Annotated in this window: 12 protein-coding genes; 4 read left to right on the top strand and 8 right to left on the bottom strand. The window is 75.6% G+C overall.

Features of this window, described 5'->3' with window-relative positions; translation table 11 throughout:
- Positions 1-16: 16 nt before the first annotated feature.
- The 5 genes from AA0005_RS17560 to AA0005_RS17540 form a co-directional block, all read right to left on the bottom strand.
- Positions 17-1,525, bottom strand: coding sequence for an amidohydrolase (locus AA0005_RS17560; protein ID WP_413451374.1), 1,509 nt, complete (start codon positions 1,523-1,525; stop codon positions 17-19).
- Between the two features lie 2 nt (positions 1,526-1,527).
- Positions 1,528-2,094: an NYN domain-containing protein gene (locus tag AA0005_RS17555; protein ID WP_413451373.1), complete on the bottom strand. Its 567-nt coding sequence runs from the start codon at positions 2,092-2,094 to the stop codon at positions 1,528-1,530.
- 125 nt (positions 2,095-2,219) lie between these two features.
- Positions 2,220-2,957 carry a PspA/IM30 family protein gene (locus AA0005_RS17550; protein ID WP_413451372.1) on the bottom strand — a complete coding sequence of 246 codons (738 nt, stop codon included), beginning with the start codon at positions 2,955-2,957 and terminating at the stop codon, positions 2,220-2,222.
- Positions 2,958-3,024: 67 nt separating this feature from the next.
- Positions 3,025-5,043 carry a TPM domain-containing protein gene (locus tag AA0005_RS17545; protein ID WP_413451371.1) on the bottom strand — a complete coding sequence of 673 codons (2,019 nt, stop codon included), beginning with the start codon at positions 5,041-5,043 and terminating at the stop codon, positions 3,025-3,027.
- 40 nt (positions 5,044-5,083) lie between these two features.
- Positions 5,084-5,989, bottom strand: coding sequence for an NUDIX hydrolase (locus AA0005_RS17540; protein ID WP_413451370.1), 906 nt, complete (start codon positions 5,987-5,989; stop codon positions 5,084-5,086).
- Positions 5,990-6,071: 82 nt separating this feature from the next.
- Here AA0005_RS17540 and AA0005_RS17535 point away from each other — a divergent pair, with 82 nt between their 5' ends.
- Positions 6,072-7,046, top strand: a complete 975-nt coding sequence (locus AA0005_RS17535) for a Gfo/Idh/MocA family protein (protein ID WP_413451369.1) — start codon at positions 6,072-6,074, stop codon at positions 7,044-7,046.
- 57 nt (positions 7,047-7,103) lie between these two features.
- Here the strand turns inward: AA0005_RS17535 and AA0005_RS17530 are convergent, their stop codons facing one another.
- The 3 genes from AA0005_RS17530 to AA0005_RS17520 are packed head-to-tail and all read right to left on the bottom strand — an operon-like array spanning position 7,104 to position 12,837.
- Positions 7,104-8,765: a DNA repair helicase XPB gene (locus AA0005_RS17530; RefSeq protein ID WP_413451368.1), complete on the bottom strand. Its 1,662-nt coding sequence runs from the start codon at positions 8,763-8,765 to the stop codon at positions 7,104-7,106.
- Between the two features lie 50 nt (positions 8,766-8,815).
- Positions 8,816-11,053: a helicase-associated domain-containing protein gene (locus tag AA0005_RS17525; RefSeq protein ID WP_413451367.1), complete on the bottom strand. Its 2,238-nt coding sequence runs from the start codon at positions 11,051-11,053 to the stop codon at positions 8,816-8,818.
- Positions 11,050-12,837, bottom strand: coding sequence for an SseB family protein (locus AA0005_RS17520; protein WP_413451366.1), 1,788 nt, complete (start codon positions 12,835-12,837; stop codon positions 11,050-11,052). The genes AA0005_RS17525 and AA0005_RS17520 overlap by 4 nt, the downstream gene beginning before the upstream one ends.
- A 170-nt stretch (positions 12,838-13,007) precedes the next feature.
- Here AA0005_RS17520 and AA0005_RS17515 point away from each other — a divergent pair, with 170 nt between their 5' ends.
- The 3 genes from AA0005_RS17515 to AA0005_RS17505 are packed head-to-tail and all read left to right on the top strand — an operon-like array spanning position 13,008 to position 15,495.
- Positions 13,008-13,391 carry a cold-shock protein gene (locus tag AA0005_RS17515; protein WP_413451365.1) on the top strand — a complete coding sequence of 128 codons (384 nt, stop codon included), beginning with the start codon at positions 13,008-13,010 and terminating at the stop codon, positions 13,389-13,391.
- A 23-nt stretch (positions 13,392-13,414) separates the two neighbouring features.
- The gene (locus AA0005_RS17510; protein WP_413451364.1) at positions 13,415-14,257 is read left to right on the top strand and encodes a DUF3027 domain-containing protein; all 843 of its coding nucleotides are present in this window, start codon (positions 13,415-13,417) and stop codon (positions 14,255-14,257) included.
- Positions 14,254-15,495 carry an MFS transporter gene (locus AA0005_RS17505; protein ID WP_413451363.1) on the top strand — a complete coding sequence of 414 codons (1,242 nt, stop codon included), beginning with the start codon at positions 14,254-14,256 and terminating at the stop codon, positions 15,493-15,495. Before AA0005_RS17510 ends, AA0005_RS17505 begins: the two co-directional genes overlap by 4 nt.
- Positions 15,496-15,624: the final 129 nt, after the last annotated feature.

The raw sequence follows: 15,624 nt of genomic DNA, 5'->3' as shown, positions 1-15,624 counted from the left end.
GGGCGTCCACTGCTCCTCAGGGTCGGGCGTCGTGGGTGGGGCGGCCGGCGAGGAGGGTGGTGGCGACGGGGACGGCGCGCAGGTCGGTGCCGGGCGCGAGGGGGTCGGCGTCGAGGAGGACGAGGTCGCCGGGGTGGCCGAGGGCCACGGTGCCCCAGCCGTCGGTGCTCGCGGCCAGCGCTTCGGCGGGCGTGAGGCACTGGGACGGCGTCCACGCCGGGCGGTCGTCGGCGGTGCGGGTGACGGCGGCGGACATCGCGAGCCACGGGTCGAGCGGCGCGACGGGCGCGTCGGAGCCGAAGCGCAGCTCCGCCCCCGCGTCGAGCAGGTCACGCAGCGGGAAGGTCCGCTCCGCGCGGCCCGGCCAGGCGGCCTCCACGAGGTCACGGTCGTCGAGCAGGTGGGCGGGCTGCACGCTGGCCGCCACCCCGAGGGCCGCGAAGCGCGGCACGTCGGCAGCGGCCACGAGCTGGGCGTGCTCCACGGTGCCCCGCGCGCCGGTCGCCGCGTAGGCGTCGAGGACGATGGTGACGGCGGCGTCCCCGATCGCGTGCACCGCCGTCGTCAGCCCGGCCGCGGTGGCGCGGGCCATGAGCTCGCGCAGCTCGGCCGGCGGCACCGTCTGCTCCCCATGGCCACCGCCCGCCCCGGCGTCGGCGCCGACGGCGGTGTAGGGCTCGTGGCAGTAGGCGGTGCGGGTGTTGAGCGCGCCGTCGGAGATGACCTTGAGCGGGCCCATGGTGAGCAGGCCCTGGCCGCCCGGCAGCGGGTCGCCGGTGCGCAGGCCGGCGGTGAGGACGTCGTCGAGGTCGTCGGCGTAGACGCCGGTGCGCACCCGCAGCGTGTCGAGCCCCGCGGCCACCCGCTCGGGCCACACCCGGTGGTTGGCGGCGAACTCCATGTCGCCGACGCCCACGACCCCGCGGGCCGCCGCCGCGGCCATCGCCGCGCGCAGCCCCTCGTCACCGGACTGCGGGAGCCGGCCTATGGCGGCGAGGACGTCGAACCACTCGTGCTCGCGGAGCAGGTCGTCTCGCGCCGCGACACCGAGCTGCTGCATCGCGGCGCTGCTCAGCCACCCGCAGTGGACGTCGCCCGAGACGAGGACCACGGGGACGCCCGGTGCCGCCCGGTCCAGCGCCGTCGTCGTCGGCAGGTCCGGCCACAGCGCGTCCCGGAAGCCGTAGCCCTCGACGAGCGCTCCCGCGGCGGGTGGACGCGCCGCGACGGCCGCCCGCACGGTCTCGACCGCCTCGGCCGCGCTGCGCGCCGTCGTGAGGTCGATGCGGGTGAAGGACCGCGCCCACTGCGAGCTGTGGACGTGCTGGTCCCACAGCCCCGGGATCAGCCACCGCCCGTCCGCGTCGAGCTCGCGCTCACCGGGCGCGAGCCCCGGCCCGACCTCGACCACGCGCCCGTCCCGCACGCGCACGTCGACGACGGCGCCGCCCGGGTGGGCGCTCACCGCATTGCGGCGGGAGGCGACGGGGACGAGCCGTGCCCGCCGGACGAGCAGGCCCGTCACGGTCAGAGGTAGCGGCTGGGGTCGAAGCTCGCGAGCGGGATGATCCGCACGCGGGGCAGCGGTGTCTGGAAGGCGCCGAGGTCGTCCTCGAGGTCGAAGATCCGCAGCCCGCGCGAGGTGAGCTCGGTGAGCTGGTGGTTGACGAACTCGCGGAAGCAGATGACGCCCACCTGGCGGCCGGCGTCGACGAGCTGCTCCACCTGGGGGAGGAAGTCGCCGTCGTGGCTGGCGAGGAGGACGTCGCCCTCGGGCAGGTCGGCGATCGCCTCGAGGGTGCGCTGGATACCGATGTCGACGACCTTCTCCGAGGAGAGGCCGGACAGCGGGATGGGGTGGAAGCTCATCGCGAGCAGCGCCTGGACGAAGCTCATCGGCATCTGCCCGGAGCTCGCGTTGAGGAAGAACAGGCCCTTGGCCGGCTGGTCGAAGGCGGCGTGGGCGAAGTCGAGGATGCGGTCCCAGCGGGGCCGCTCCTCGGGCGCCGGGCGCCGGCCGAGGACGCTCATCCCGAGGGTGGCGTCGATGTTCTCACCGTCGATGAGCAGGTAGGTGCGCGGCGCGTCGGGCATGGGCACACCTTAGCCACGAGACGACGACGACGGCGCTCGCCGGGCCGCCGTCGTGGACGCAAACGACGTGCGGGGCCCGCGTCCGTCACGGACGCGAGCCCCACACGGGTGGTGCGGCTGGTGCCTCAGGCCTCGATCTGGCCGGGCGTCTTGCCCTGCTTGAGGGCGGCGAGGCGCAGCTCGACCTCGGACTTGGTGCCGTAGTCCTCGAGCTCGGCGAACTGCGACTCCAGGGACCCGGCGTTGATCTCGGCGTGGCCGGCGACGCGCGCCTCCTCGCGGCGCACCTGCTCCTCGAAGCGGGAGATCTCGGTCGTGGGGTCGAGGACGTTGATCGAGGAGATCGCGCTCTGCACCTTGCCCTGGGCCTCGGCGGTCTTGGCGCGGGCGACGAGCTGGTCGCGCTTGGACTTCAGCTCCTCGAGCTTCGTGCGCATCTGGGTGAGGCCGCTCTTGAGCTTGTCGACGACCTCGTTCTGCGAGGCGATCATCGGCTCGGCGTCGCGGGCTTCCTGCTCGGCCGCGATCTGCTTGGTGATGGCGATCTTGGCGAGGTCGTCGAAGCGCTGCGCCTCGGAGGCGTTGCCGGCGGCGCGCATCTCCTCGGCCTTGTTCGACGCGGCGAGGGCCTTGTTGCCCCAGTCGCGGGCCTCCTCGACGTCGGCGGCGTGGTCCTGCTCGGCCAGGCGCAGGTTGCCGATCGTCACGGCCACCGCCTCCTCGGCCTCGACGATCGAGTTGGTGTAGTCGCGCACGAGCTGGTCGAGCATCTTCTGCGGGTCCTCGGCGCGGTCGATGAGCGCGTTGATGTTGGCCCGGGTCAGCTGGGCGATGCGGCCCAGGATGCTCTGCTTCTCGGTCATGGTGCTGCCCTTCGTCGTGTGGTCCAGATGGATTCTTGCAAAGCCTGTCGCGCGGGGCGCGGCGTTCTCAGAAGCGTCCGCCGCCCCCGCCGAAGCCGCCGCCCCCGCCGAAGCCGCCCCCGCCGCCGCCGAAGCCGCCGCCACCGCCGAAGCCCCCGAAGCCGCCGCCGCCCCAGCCGCTGTGCCGGTCGCCGCCGCCGAGGAGGATGCCGCCGAGGATGAGGGAGCCGACGTCGATGCCGCCGCGCCCGCCGCCGTAGCCGCCCCCGAACCCGCCGCCGAAGCCGCCGAAGGAGTTGAGGTCGCGCTCGGCGAGCTGCTGGGCGGCCGCGACGCGCTGCTCGGCCTGCTGGACGAGCCCGAGCGCGCGCTCGGGGTCGCTGCCCGCGAGGGAGGCGGCCTGCTCGGCGAGCCGGGTGGCCTCCGAGAGCCGGGTGCGGGCCTCGCTGCCGACGGCGCCGCGGCGGGTGCGGATGAAGTCGGAGACCGCGCCGATGCGGGCGTTGACGGCGTCGAGCCGGTGGGCGAGCTGGGTGCGGGCGCGCTCCTGGCGCTCCTCGAGCTGGCGGGAGGGGGCGAGGGCGGCGTCGAGGGCGTCCTCGGCGGCGGTGAGCCGCTCGAGCGCCGCGAGCGGGTCCCCGCCCTGCCGGGCCTGGTTGCCCATCTCGATCGCGGCGCGGGCCTCGGCCACGCGCGGTGCGACGACGGCGTCGTCGAGGGCGAGGCGGGCGGCGTCCCGGACGTCGGAGCCGATGGAGGCGAGCGCGGCGTCGAGCCGCTGGCCCGCCTTCGCGAGGTCGTCACCGGCGCGGTCGACAGCGTCGAGGAGGGAGGCGGCCTGGCCGATGGCCTCCTCGGCGGTGTACGCGGCGGCGACGGCGGCGGCCCGGTCACCGGCGTCGACGTGGCGGCGGCCCTCGGCGATGGCCTCGCGCGCGCCCTCGAGCAGGCCGGTGGCCTGCTGCGGGTTCTGCGAGATCGAGGTGAGGGCGGAGGCCGGGTAGCGGCCGGCCAGCCCGTCGAGGACGACGCGCGCGGTGGGCAGGCGGCCCTCGACCTCGCCGGCGCGGATCTCCATCTCGGAGAGCACCTGCGGGGCGCGGGACTGCATGTCCCGGAGCTCGGCGAAGTGCGCAGCCTGCTCCTGAAGCGTTGTGGCGACGTCGTCGCACAGGGTGAGGATCTCGGCCATCATCGTCCGGGCCTGGGGCTCGGTCTCAGGCTGGTCGTCGTCGAGCAGCTGGCGCACGTGGAAGGCGCGGGCCGCCTTGGTCTTGGCCTCGGCGAGCGCGTTGCTGAAGGGGTCGGTCGCCTGCAGCCCGAACTGGGCGCGGGCGAAGCCGAGCTCCTCCTCCGAGGAGCGGATCGCGTCGTCGACGGCGACGAGCGCGGAGCCGGCCCGCTTGTTGAGCTCGTCGGTGGGCAGGCGCAGCGGGTGGTCGGCGGGCAGCTCCTGGCCGCGGGGGCCGCGCGGGGCCGCCTCGCCGCGGTTCCGGCTGCGCACCCAGGAGAAGAGGGCGATCGCGGCGATGACGAGCAGGCCGATGACGAAGATCGTGCCGAAGCCGATCCCGCCGCCTCCGCCGCCGCCCGTGCCGGCGACCTCGCCGCCCTCCTGCCAGTCGCGCAGGCCCTCGGTGGCGGCCACCGCCGCACCGGCCCAGTTGTCCTGGCCCAGCTCGGGCTCGACCAGCTGGGAGCGGATCTGCGCGTAGCCCTCCTCCGACACCACCGCGGTGCCTCCGCCGAGGAAGTAGGCGCGGTCCTCGACGGCGACGGCGAGCAGGGAGTCGTCACTGCCCATGCCGGAGGTCTCGAAGGTCTCCTGCGCCCAGCTGTCGGCGCTCATCCCGTCGAACTCGTCGACGAAGACGACGAAGAGGGAGATGCCCGAGTCCTGCTGCAGCTCGGTGACCGCCTCCTCGACGTCCCCGGCCTCCCCGCCGAGCACACCGGCGTTGTCGGTCACCCGGTCCTCGAGGTAGAAGGGCGGCTCGGCGGCCGCCGGGCCGGCGACGAGGCCGAGCAGGACGAGGAGGGGTGCGACGAGGGCGGCGCGCAGGCGCCGGCGGGAGGTCTGGCTCACCCTGCGATCTTCGCCGCCCCGTCGGCGCAGCGCAATGTCCTCACCTGGGCCGGGCGATGGGCAGCTTGGTCCCCACGGCCTCGCGCTCGTCGAGGACGGCGCGGCGGAAGCGGACGAGCTTGGCCGGGCGGCCCCCGGTGGAGGTGTCCACCTCACCGGTCTCCTCGACGAGCTCCTGCTGCTCGACGAGCCGGCGGAAGTTCTGCTTGTGCAGCGGCTGCCCGGCCACCGCCTCGACCGTCGTCTGCAGCCGCCCGAGCGTGAAGCTCTCCGGGAGCATCTCGAAGACGACGGGCCGGTACTGGATCTTGGCGCGCAGGCGGCTGATGCCGGTGGCGAGGATGCGGCGGTGGTCGCGCTGCATCGGCTGGCCGGGCGCGCCCCCGCCGCCCTCGGCCTCGGGGACCAGGCCCGCCTCGTAGAGGAGCTCGTAGCGCTGCAGGGCCAGCTCGGGCAGCCAGGGCTGGCCGTCGAGGCCGAAGGTGACCGCGGTGCGCAGGCGACGCCGCTGGGTCAGGGTGTCGTCCGCCGTCGTCGCGGCCCACCGCTCGAGGGCGGGGGCGAGGACCTCGCCCACGACGCCGTCTCCGTCGCGCTGGTCCTCCCACGGGAAGTACTCGAGCCAGCTGCGCCAGCCCGGCGTCACCGCGGAGACGGTGGTGAGGCCGAGGTAGGAGATCTCCAGGACGGGGCTGGGGCCGCGGCTGCGGTCGGCGTAGGTGTAGAGCTGCTCGACGTAGCCGAGCTCGTAGCCGGTCTGGCGGGTGACCCACGAGCGCATGCCGGCCTGCATGGACTGGTGGCCGGGCTGGAGCGGCCCGGAGGGCAGGAGCCGGCCGTCGGCGGTGGTGAGGACGAGGGGGACGTCGCCCTGCACCGCCGTGATGACGGCGACGAGCTCGGCGCTCACGCGCTCCTCGTCCACCCGGCCTCCCGTCGTCGTCATGTCGCCACCCATCATGCCGCGACGGCGGCGGGTGCCTGCGGGCACGTTAGCCTGACGGCGCTCGCGACAGGAGGAGGAACCGATGGTGGACCAGGTGCGGTGGGGCGTGCTCGGCGCGGCACGGATCGCGGAGAAGGCGGTCATCCCCGCGATTCGACGGGCCGGTGCCGGTGAGGTCGTGGCGGTGAGCTCGGCCAGCGGGCGGGCCGGGGCGTACGCGGAGCGGCTGGGCATCGCCCGCCACTACGCGAGCCACGAGGAGCTGCTCGCCGACCCGGACGTCCACGCCGTCTACGTGCCGCTGCCCAACACCGAGCACGCGCGGTGGACCATCGCCGCGGCCGAGGCCGGCAAGCACGTGCTGTGCGAGAAGCCGATCGTCCAGGGCCTGGCCGAGCTCGACGCCGTCGAGACGGCGGCGCGGCAGGCCGGCGTGCAGGTGGCCGAGGCCTTCATGTACCGCTACCACCCGCAGCTGGAGCGGGTGCGCTCGCTGCTGGACGACGGCGCGATCGGCGAGCTCGTCACCGTCGAGTCCTCCTTCCACTTCGTCCAGGCGCGCACCGAGCCGCTCGACATCCGCCTGCGCCGCGACCTCGGCGGCGGCGCGCACAACGACATCGGCTGCTACCCGGTGGACCTGCTCGGCTGGCTCACCGGCGTGGAGCCGGACCAGCTCGGCGTGGTCGCGCGGACCGAGGAGCCGGGCGGGGCGGCCACGCGGGTGTCGGTCGCCGCGCGCTACGGCGCCGTGACGGCGAACCTCCACTGCTCCTTCGACGCGGCCTTCCGCGCCGAGGCGCGGCTCATCGGCAGCGCCGGCTCGATCCACCTGCCCGACGTCTTCCGCGCGGACCAGCGCGGCGGTGTCGCCCGGATCGTCGTGGAGCGGGACGGGGAGCGGACCGTCCACGAGGTCGAGGGCGACCAGTACGGCACCGAGGTCGCCCGCTTCGCCGAGCGGGTGCGCACCGGCGCGCCCGACCCTGACGACGCCGCCCTCACCCGCCGCACCGCCGCCACCCTCGAGCGCATCACCGAGCTCGCCTACCCCTGACCGCATGCCGCCGGCCCCCTTCGCCGACAGCCGGATTCCTCTGGCGGCGGGCGCGGGTCAGCCCTCGGCGGGCAGGGCGCGGTCGGTGAGGTCCTCGGCGTCGACGATCCGGTAGGAGTAACCCTGCTCAGCGAGGAAGCGCTGGCGGTGGGCGGCGAACTCCTGGTCGACGGTGTCGCGGGTGACGACCGTGTAGAAGTGCGCCGTCTTGCCGTCGGCCTTGGGCCGCAGCAGTCGGCCCAGCCGCTGCGCCTCCTCCTGCCGGGACCCGAAGGATCCTGACACCTGCACGGCGACCGAGGCCTCGGGCAGGTCGATGGAGAAGTTCGCGACCTTCGAGACGACGAGCACTGGCAGCTCACCGGCGCGGAACTGCCCGAAGAGCTGCTCGCGCTGGGTCACGCTCGTGGCCCCGGTGATGACCGGGGCGTCGAGCCGCGCGGAGAGGTCCTCGAGCTGGTCGAGGTACTGGCCGATGACGAGCACCTGCTCCCCGGGGTGGCGGCGCACGATGTCCTCCACCACGCGCTCCTTGCCGCCGGCGGTCGCAGCCAGCCGGTAGCGGTCCTCCGCCTCGGCGGTCGCGTAGACCATGCGCTCGCTGTCCGGCAGGGTCAGGCGCACCTCGGTGCACTCCGCGGGCGCGATGTAGCCCTGCGCCTCGATGTCCTTCCACGGCGCGTCGTAGCGCTTGGGACCGATGAGGGAGAAGACCTCGTCCTCCCGGCCGTCCTCGCGCACGAGCGTGGCGGTGAGCCCGAGCCGGCGGCGCGCCTGGAGGTCCGCCGTCATCCGGAAGATCGGCGCCGGCAGGAGGTGGACCTCGTCGTAGAGGATGAGGCCCCAGTCGCGGGCGTCGAGCAGCTCGAGGTGCGGGTACAGGCCCTTCCGCTTGGTCGTCAGCACCTGGTAGGTCGCGATCGTCACCGGCCGCACCTCCTTGCGGGCGCCGGAGTACTCCCCGATCTCGTCCTCCGTGAGCGTCGTGCGGCGCAGCAGCTCGTCGCGCCACTGGCGGGCCGAGACGGTGTTGGTGACGAGGATGAGCGTCGTGGTCGCCGAGCGGGCCATCGCGCCCGCGCCGACGAGCGTCTTGCCCGCCCCGCACGGGAGGACGACGACGCCGGAGCCGCCGTGCCAGAAGCCCTCGACCGCCTCCTCCTGGTAGGGACGCAACGACCACCCGTCCTGCTCGAGGGCGATGGGGTGCGCCTCGCCGTCGACGTACCCGGCGAGGTCCTCCGCCGGCCAGCCGAGCTTGAGGAGCACCTGCTTCACCTGGCCGCGCTCGCTCGGGTGGACGACGACGGTGCTCGGCTCGAGCCGTTCGCCCACCAGGCCCGCCATGCGCTTGGAGCGCAGCACCTCCTCGAGGACGGCGACGTCCGTCGTCTCCAGGACGAGGCCGTGGGCAGGGTGCGCGACGAGGCGCAGCCGCCCGTAGCGGTCCATCGTGTCGGCGACGTCGACGAGCAGGGAGTGGGGGACGGGGTAGCGCGAGTAGTCGATGAGCGCACTGACGACCTGCTCGGCGTCGTGCCCGGCGGCGCGCGCGTTCCACAGGCCCAGCGGCGTGAGCCGGTAGGTGTGGATGTGCTCCGGGGCGCGCTCGAGCTCGGCGAACGGGGCGATCGCGCGGCGGGCGTCGCGGGCGCGCGGGTGGTCGACCTCGAGGAGCAGGGTCTTGTCGGACTGGACGATCAGCGGGCCGTCAGGCATCCGACCATTGTCACCCCACGCGCGCACCGGGTCCCAGTGACATCCCCCTCTTAGTCGGCGACGGCGCTGATGCGGTGGACGGCGACGACGAGCTCGGCCTCCCGGTCGAGGTCGACCATCCGCACGCGCCCTCCCTCGACGCTCACCGGCCGCACCCGGCGGCGCTCCGGCTTGCCGCTGGCGCCGATGAGGACGACGCGCACAGCGCCGCCGGCGCTCGCGGCCTCCCGCAGCGCCGCGACCGTGTGGACGGGGTCGGTGGCCGGCAGGTCGTCGCGCTCGTCGGCGCGCTCCTGGCCGGCGCGCATCCGGCCCACGAGCCGCTCGAGGGCGACGTCGTCGGGGCCCTGGACCTGGACCTCACCGGCCCGCCGCACGCGCGGTGCGGTGCGCACGCTGCGTCCGGCGGCGGGGCGGCCGGTGACGACGGCAGGACCGTCGAGCACCGGTGCCGCACCCGTGCGTCGCAGGGTCTCGAGCAGCTCCCCGGGCAGGGCGCGGCTGACGAGCACCGTGGGCGCGATCTCCCGCAGGCCCAGGGTCGCGAGGCCGGGGTCGGCGAGGAGCGCGCGGGTGGTCGCCTCGTCCGGGGTGCGCAGGTAGCTGCCGGCACCGCCCACGCGTAGCCGGCCGTGCCGGCGTGCGGTGTCCCCGACGAGGTACTCCAGCGCCTGGGGGAGCGGGGTGCGCGAGACGGCGGCGAGCCGCTCGAGCAGCGCCTCGGCCTCCGTCCCGGCGTCCAGCGCCCGGCGTACCGACTCCGCGGTGAAGCGCACCGTCAGCGCCGCCCCTCGGCTCTCCACCTCGGCCACCTGGTCGAGCAGCTCGGCCAGCTCCCGGGTGGGCCGCCCCGGGACGACGGCGGTGAGGTCGCCCTGGACGAGGATCTCGCCGACCGGCTCGGGCAGGTCGGCCGCGAGCGCGGCTGCGACCTCGTCCGGCTCAGCGCCGTTGGACAGCGCCCGGCCCGCGGAGCCCAGCGCCCCGGCGCCAGTGAGTCCGAGCAGCTCGGCCTCGGCGAGCACGGCCGCGACACTGGCCTCGGGCGGCGTCGCGCGCGGCGCCTGCCAGCGCAGCACCGAGTGGACGTCACCCGCGCTCGGCGCCGACCCGGCCGGCAGGGAGGCGAGCACGGCGAGCACCCGGCGGCGCAGCCGCGCCACCCAGCCGCGCTCGAGCCCCGGCCCCAGCGCGGCGCGCAGCGTCCCGCGGTCGTCGCGGGTGCCGACGAGCCACGGCATGCGGGTGGAGGCCAGCCACCCCTCGGCGAGCGCGACCCACCGCCCGGCGACCTCGTCCTCGGCCCAGTCCGCCGCCGCGGTGGACGGGGCGAGGACGGCGCGCTCGCCGTCGTCGTCGGGGGCGAGGAGGCCGGCCATCCCGGCAATCTCGACGATCTCCGCCGCCTGCTCCGGCGTCGTGCCGAGCTCGGCGGCGAGCCGGCGCAGCTCCCGCACGCCCAGGCCGCCGCTGCGCAGCGCGGGCGCGGGCTCCTGCGCCCACTGCCGCACGACGACGCCGACGAGCCGGACCAGCTCCTCGGCCGCTCGCGTCGACTCCGCTGCGACGACGGCGGCCGGCCGCGTGGGCGCCTCGGGCTGCGGCGGGTGCGGGTGCGGCTCGGGGTGGGTGCGCCCGCCCCGGGCGGCCAGCCCCGTCTCCAGCGGCAGCACGACCTGGGTGGGCCCGAGGCGCTGGAGCACGCCGTGGTCGAGCAGCCAGCGCGTCGGGCCGGCCGGCTCCCCGCTCGTCACGCCGACGGGCGTGCCTCCCACGAGCGCGTCGAGCACCCGCCGGGCGGCCGGGGGAGCCTCGGCGAGCACCCCCTCGAGCGCCTCGGGCGTGGTGACCGGCGCGTGGACGGCGTCGAGCGACGCGAGCGGTGGGCCCAGGCGGGCCGGGTAGGGGCCCAGCGCCTCGTGCAGCGCGAGCACCGGCAGACCGCCGACGACGAGCAGCAGGCTGGTGAGGCGGTCGTAGGCCGCGTCCACGTGCGCCGCCGCGGCTCGGCCCTTGGCCCCGGTCGCGGTGCGCACGGCACCGGCGGTCACCGGCCCGAGCCCGCCGAGCGCGCACACGGCCTCGGCGACCTCGAGCACGTGCTGGTCCAGGCCGGCGAGCACCCGCTCGACCGAGGGCCGCGAGCAGGCGCGGGCGGCGAGCGCGGTGAGGGTGGTGGGCGGCGGGACGGGCAGGTCGGGGCGCGCCCGCAGGAGCGCGACGACGTCCGCGTCGGGGCGTCGTGCGAGCTCGGCGACGACGTCGGACAGCCGGGCGGTGCCGGTCACGTGCCCTCGCCGCCCGCGTCCGTCCCGCGGTCGTCGGGCAGCTCGGGGTTGCCGAGCGCGTGCCAGACCTGCGCGAGCGGGAGCACGCCCTGGGGGCCGGAGGGGTTGATGACCAGGGCCTTGGCCCGGTTGGCCAGCACGAGCTGGAGGAGCGCCCCGGCGGGCAGCCTCCGGGCACCGAAGCTCTGGTTGTAGGCCGCGACCTCCACGGGGGAGGTGAAGGCGAGGAGCACGGCCTTGCCGTCGGTGCGGTCGCGCACGAGGACCGGCCCGGACCGGCCGTCGGTCTCGGTGTGGGCGATGAACAGGTTCGTGCCCGGCTCACTCAGTGCGGTGACGAGCTCCTGGGTGCTGTGCGGCCGCGCAAGGAGGTCCTTGACGGCGGCGGCGCTCGGTGCGGCGAGCGCGAGACCCACCTCCTTGCGGCCGATCGCGCAGCTGGGCCCGGCCGGGTCGATGATGAACCAGCTGAGCTCCTCCTCCTTGCGGAAGGTCTCCAGCAGCACCGCGCCGGACTGGGCGATCCCCGTCACCCGCTCCTCGCCCTTCCCGGCCTTCGCGCGGAACTCCGCGAGCGCGGCGTTGCTCGTGAACGCGGCGAGGGCGCGGGTGCCGTCGGGCGCGGTGAGGGTGGTGAGCCGCAGCTCCGGCGCAGGGCTGCCCGGCTCGGGCAGCTGGGAGCCCGTGGCGTCGACGACGAGCCGCCCGCCGAGGGCCTGGCGCAGCACGTGGAGCATGCGCTGCACGCCGGGCTCCTCGGCGAACTCGGCGACGGCCGTCCGCACGAGCTCGTTGTCCGGGGGCGTGGCAGGGGCGGGAGGGGGCACGACCTCACCGAGCCGGGCGCTGTCGAGCACGACCTGCGGCTCGCCGGGCACCGAGCAGTAGTAGAGGAGGAGACGGCCGTCGTCGTCGAGGAGGTCGGCCGGCTGCGCCTCGGTGAGCAGCTGGACCCGCGCCTCGGGGACCGCGCCGGTGGAGGCACCGGGCCCCTGCTCGACGACGGCGAGCACCTGGCCGCTGTCGCGGGACTCGCCCAGGCGCACGATCCAGGTGCCGCGGTCATCGACGAAGGGCAGCGGGACCCCGACGGTCTCCAGGACGTCGAGGAGCCGCAGCGAGCCGCCCAGGCGCAGCCGCCGACGGCCCGGCCGGGTGCCGTCGGCCAGCACGGGACCGTCGCGGTCGACGACGATGTCGAGGACCTCGGGCCGCGGGCGCTGCCCGGGCGCGACGACGCTCGCGACGGCGACGCCCTCCGTGTCACCGGCCGCGTCCTCTGCGCCGCGCGGGCCTGGGACGGCCAGGCCGTCGGCGGTGATCCGCTGGGACATCCACGCGGGGACGGCCTCGGCGCGGCGGGGGTAGCGGGTGAGGTGGTGGACGAGGTCGGTCGCGTCGAGCGGCTCCTCGCCGTCCCGCCACGGGGAGGGCTCCACGTCCCGGTTGAAGCGCCCGGCGACGGTGAAGGTGGGGCTGGGCCAGCCCTCGGCGCTCAGCGTCAGCGCGGCCTCGATCCACGTGCCCTCCTCGGGGCGGGCGCTGAGGTCCTGCAGGCGCCGGACGAGGGTGGCGGGCCGCTCCCCGGCGGTGAGGCGCCCGAGCCGCGCCGTGCGCTGCTCGCCGCGGACCTCGACCACCCGGACGGCGACGACGTCACGCAGGGGCCGCAGCTGCAGGTGCAGCTCGTCCCAGCCGGGCTCGGCCGGGAAGGCGTCGACCATCCAGCGCGCGAGCACGCTGAGGACCTCCTGCTGGACCGGGTCCGGGGACTGCTGGCTCATCTCTCGTCCTTCACTCGGCGCGGGGACCTCGCGGCCCCGCCGTCCACGGTATAGCCCGGTGGCGCGGAGCACCCGGATCGGGCCTGACCCGCTCCGCAGCCCGGTAAACTGGTGCTTTCCCAGCGGCACCCCCGTGTCGCCCCTCCGCCCCCACCGCCCAGAGAGGTCCCATGCCCACCGGCAAGGTCAAGTGGTTCGACGCCGACCGTGGTTTCGGTTTCATCACCGCCGACGACGGCACCCAGGTGTTCCTGCACGCCTCGGCGCTCCCGGCGGACAACCCCAACCCGAAGCCGGGGACGAGGGTCGACTTCGGCCTCGCCGACGGCCGCAAGGGCCCCTCCGCGCTGTCCGTCAAGCTCCTCGACCCGCTGCCCTCGGTCGCCAAGGCGCACCGCCGCCCGGCCGAGGACATGGTGCCGATCGTCGAGGACCTCATCCGCGAGCTCGACCGCGCCTCCGGCGAGCTGCGCCGCGGGCGCTACCCGGAGAAGGGGCGCGGCGCCAAGCTCGCCCAGGTCCTGCGCGTCCTCGCGGACCAGTTCGACGCCTGAGCCACGGCAACTAGGATCGAGTCGTGACTGCACCCGCCGTGCTCGTGCCCCGCACCGCCCAGCCCGCCAAGGAGGCGGTGCTGGCCGGGGCCGTCGACCTCGCCCGCGAGGCCGTCGTCGCCGACGTCGGTGAGGCGCAGGTCGGCGAGCACGCCGGGTACGTCGTCGAGGACTCCCGGCTCCTCACCCACGTCTTCACCTCCCTCCTGCCCGGCTACCGCGGCTGGTACTGGGCGGTGACCCTCACCCGTCCGCCGCGCTCGCGGCGCGCGACGGTCGTCGAGGTCAACCACCTGCCCGGCTCCGAGGCGCTCCTCGCTCCGGGCTGGGTGCCGTGGTCCGAGCGGCTGCAGCCCAGCGACGTCGGCCCCACCGACGAGCTGCCCTACATCGGCGACGACGAGCGGCTGGACGCCGGCTACGAGGCCACCGGCATCGACGCCGACGTCCTGGGCCCCGAGCTCGCCTACGAGGTGGGGCTGGGGCGCGAGCGCGTGCTGTCCGCCGAGGGTCGCCGCCAGGCCGCCACCCGCTGGTACGAGGGCGAGCGTGGCCCGTCCTCCCGCGGGGCGCGCGCCGCGGCCGCGCCGTGCTCGACCTGCGCCTTCTTCGTCCCGCTCACCGGCTCCCTGCGCCAGGTCTTCGGCGTGTGCGCCAACGAGTGGTCCCCGGACGACGGCGGCGTCGTCAGCCTCGACCACGGCTGCGGCTCCCACTCCGAGACGGGCGAGCGCAAGCGGCCCAGCGACTGGAACCCGACGGCGCCGGTCGTCGACGAGCTCGACCTCGACGTCGTCTCCCTCGGCCGCCCCCACGACCCGCCGGCCGGTGAGTCGCAGACCGGGACGACGCCCGACCCCTCGTGACCGCGCGCGGGGGCGCCGAGCGCATGTTCCCGGTGCGCTCGGTCGTGCTCGGGGCCTTCGTGCCCTCTCTCGTCTTCGAGATCGGCATCGGCGCGATGCTCCCGATCGTCCCGCTGACCGCGACGGGGCTGGGAGCCTCGATCGCCGTCGCCGGCTTCATGGCCTCGCTCCTGCCGATCGGCCAGCTCCTGTCCGACGTCCCGGCCGGGGCGCTGTCCGCGCGCGTGGGCGACCGCGGCGCGATGCTCCTCGCGGGGGTGGTCGCCGCGCTCGGCTTCGTCGGCTGCGCGCTGGCACCCAACCTCGGCCTCCTCGGCCTCAGCGTCCTCGTCATCGGCGCGGCCAACGCCGTGTTCAACCTCGCCCGGCACGCCTACCTCACCGAGATCACCCCGCCGCTGCGGCGGGCGCGGGTGCTGTCCACCCTCGCCGGCGTCCACCGCATCGGCCTGTTCATCGGCCCCTTCGCCGGGGCGGCCGTCATCCACGGCGCCGACCTGCGCGCCGGTTACTGGCTGGCCCTCGGCACGTCGCTCGTGGCCACCGCCGTCATCGCGGCGGTGCGGCCCGAGCGCTCCGACGGCGCGGGGGCGCCACCGCCGCGCGACGCGCCGCCCCGCCGGTCGATGCGCTCGGTCCTTGTCGAGCACCGGCAGGTCTTCGCGACGCTCGGGGTGGCGGTGCTCCTCGTCGGCGCGGTGCGTGGCGCCCGCCAGACCGTGCTGCCCCTGTGGGGCGAGCACATCGGGCTGGACCCGGCCGTCACGAGCCTCGTCTTCGGCATCGCCGGCGCCGCCGACATGCTCCTGTTCTACCCGGCCGGCAAGGTCATGGACTCCTTCGGGCGGCTGTGGATCGGCGTGCCCGCCATGCTCACCATGGGCGTGGCGATGGTGCTGCTGCCGCTGACGACGACGGTCGGTGCCGTCACCTGGGTGGCGGTGCTCCTCGGCCTGGGCAACGGGATGAGCTCGGGGATCCTCATGACGCTCGGCGCGGACACCGCCCCACCGGGCGAGCGCGCCCAGTTCCTCGGGATCTGGCGCGTCTTCCAGGACGGCGGCTCGGCGCTCGGCCCGCTCGTCGTCTCCGGCGGAGCCGCGCTCGGCTCCCTGGCGGCCGGGATCTGGGTGATGGCGGGCGGCAGCGGCCTGGCGACGGCCGCGCTGGCCCGCTGGGTGCCGCGATGGTCGGTCCACGCCAACCGCACCACCCGCCGCCGCGCCGGCCTCTCCTGAGCCGCCCCCACACCTTCCCGCCGAGCGCGGAGTTGTTCCTCGCCCGGCGAGGAACAACTCCGCGCTCGGCGCCGGAGGGAGGGGAGGAGGAGCCGGCTGTTGCAGTTTGGTCACTGTCCTTGTCCGCCG

Origin of the sequence: Georgenia phoenicis (assembly GCF_047302425.1) — a bacterium.
GTDB lineage: Bacteria > Actinomycetota > Actinomycetes > Actinomycetales > Actinomycetaceae > Oceanitalea.
Note: the sequence above shows the minus strand (reverse complement) of the source record. Positions and strands in the feature narration are given on the sequence as shown.

What these genes read in the sequence shown, in the direction of transcription:
- AA0005_RS17555 (WP_413451373.1), bottom strand. Translation starts at nt 2,094, where the DNA reads ATGCCCGACGCGCCGCGCACCTACCTGCTCATCGACGGTGAGAACATC.
- AA0005_RS17550 (WP_413451372.1), bottom strand. Translation starts at nt 2,957, where the DNA reads ATGACCGAGAAGCAGAGCATCCTGGGCCGCATCGCCCAGCTGACCCGG.
- AA0005_RS17540 (WP_413451370.1), bottom strand. Translation starts at nt 5,989, where the DNA reads ATGACGACGACGGGAGGCCGGGTGGACGAGGAGCGCGTGAGCGCCGAG.
- AA0005_RS17535 (WP_413451369.1), top strand. Translation starts at nt 6,072, where the DNA reads ATGGTGGACCAGGTGCGGTGGGGCGTGCTCGGCGCGGCACGGATCGCG.
- AA0005_RS17530 (WP_413451368.1), bottom strand. Translation starts at nt 8,765, where the DNA reads ATGCCTGACGGCCCGCTGATCGTCCAGTCCGACAAGACCCTGCTCCTC.
- AA0005_RS17520 (WP_413451366.1), bottom strand. Translation starts at nt 12,837, where the DNA reads ATGAGCCAGCAGTCCCCGGACCCGGTCCAGCAGGAGGTCCTCAGCGTG.
- AA0005_RS17515 (WP_413451365.1), top strand. Translation starts at nt 13,008, where the DNA reads ATGCCCACCGGCAAGGTCAAGTGGTTCGACGCCGACCGTGGTTTCGGT.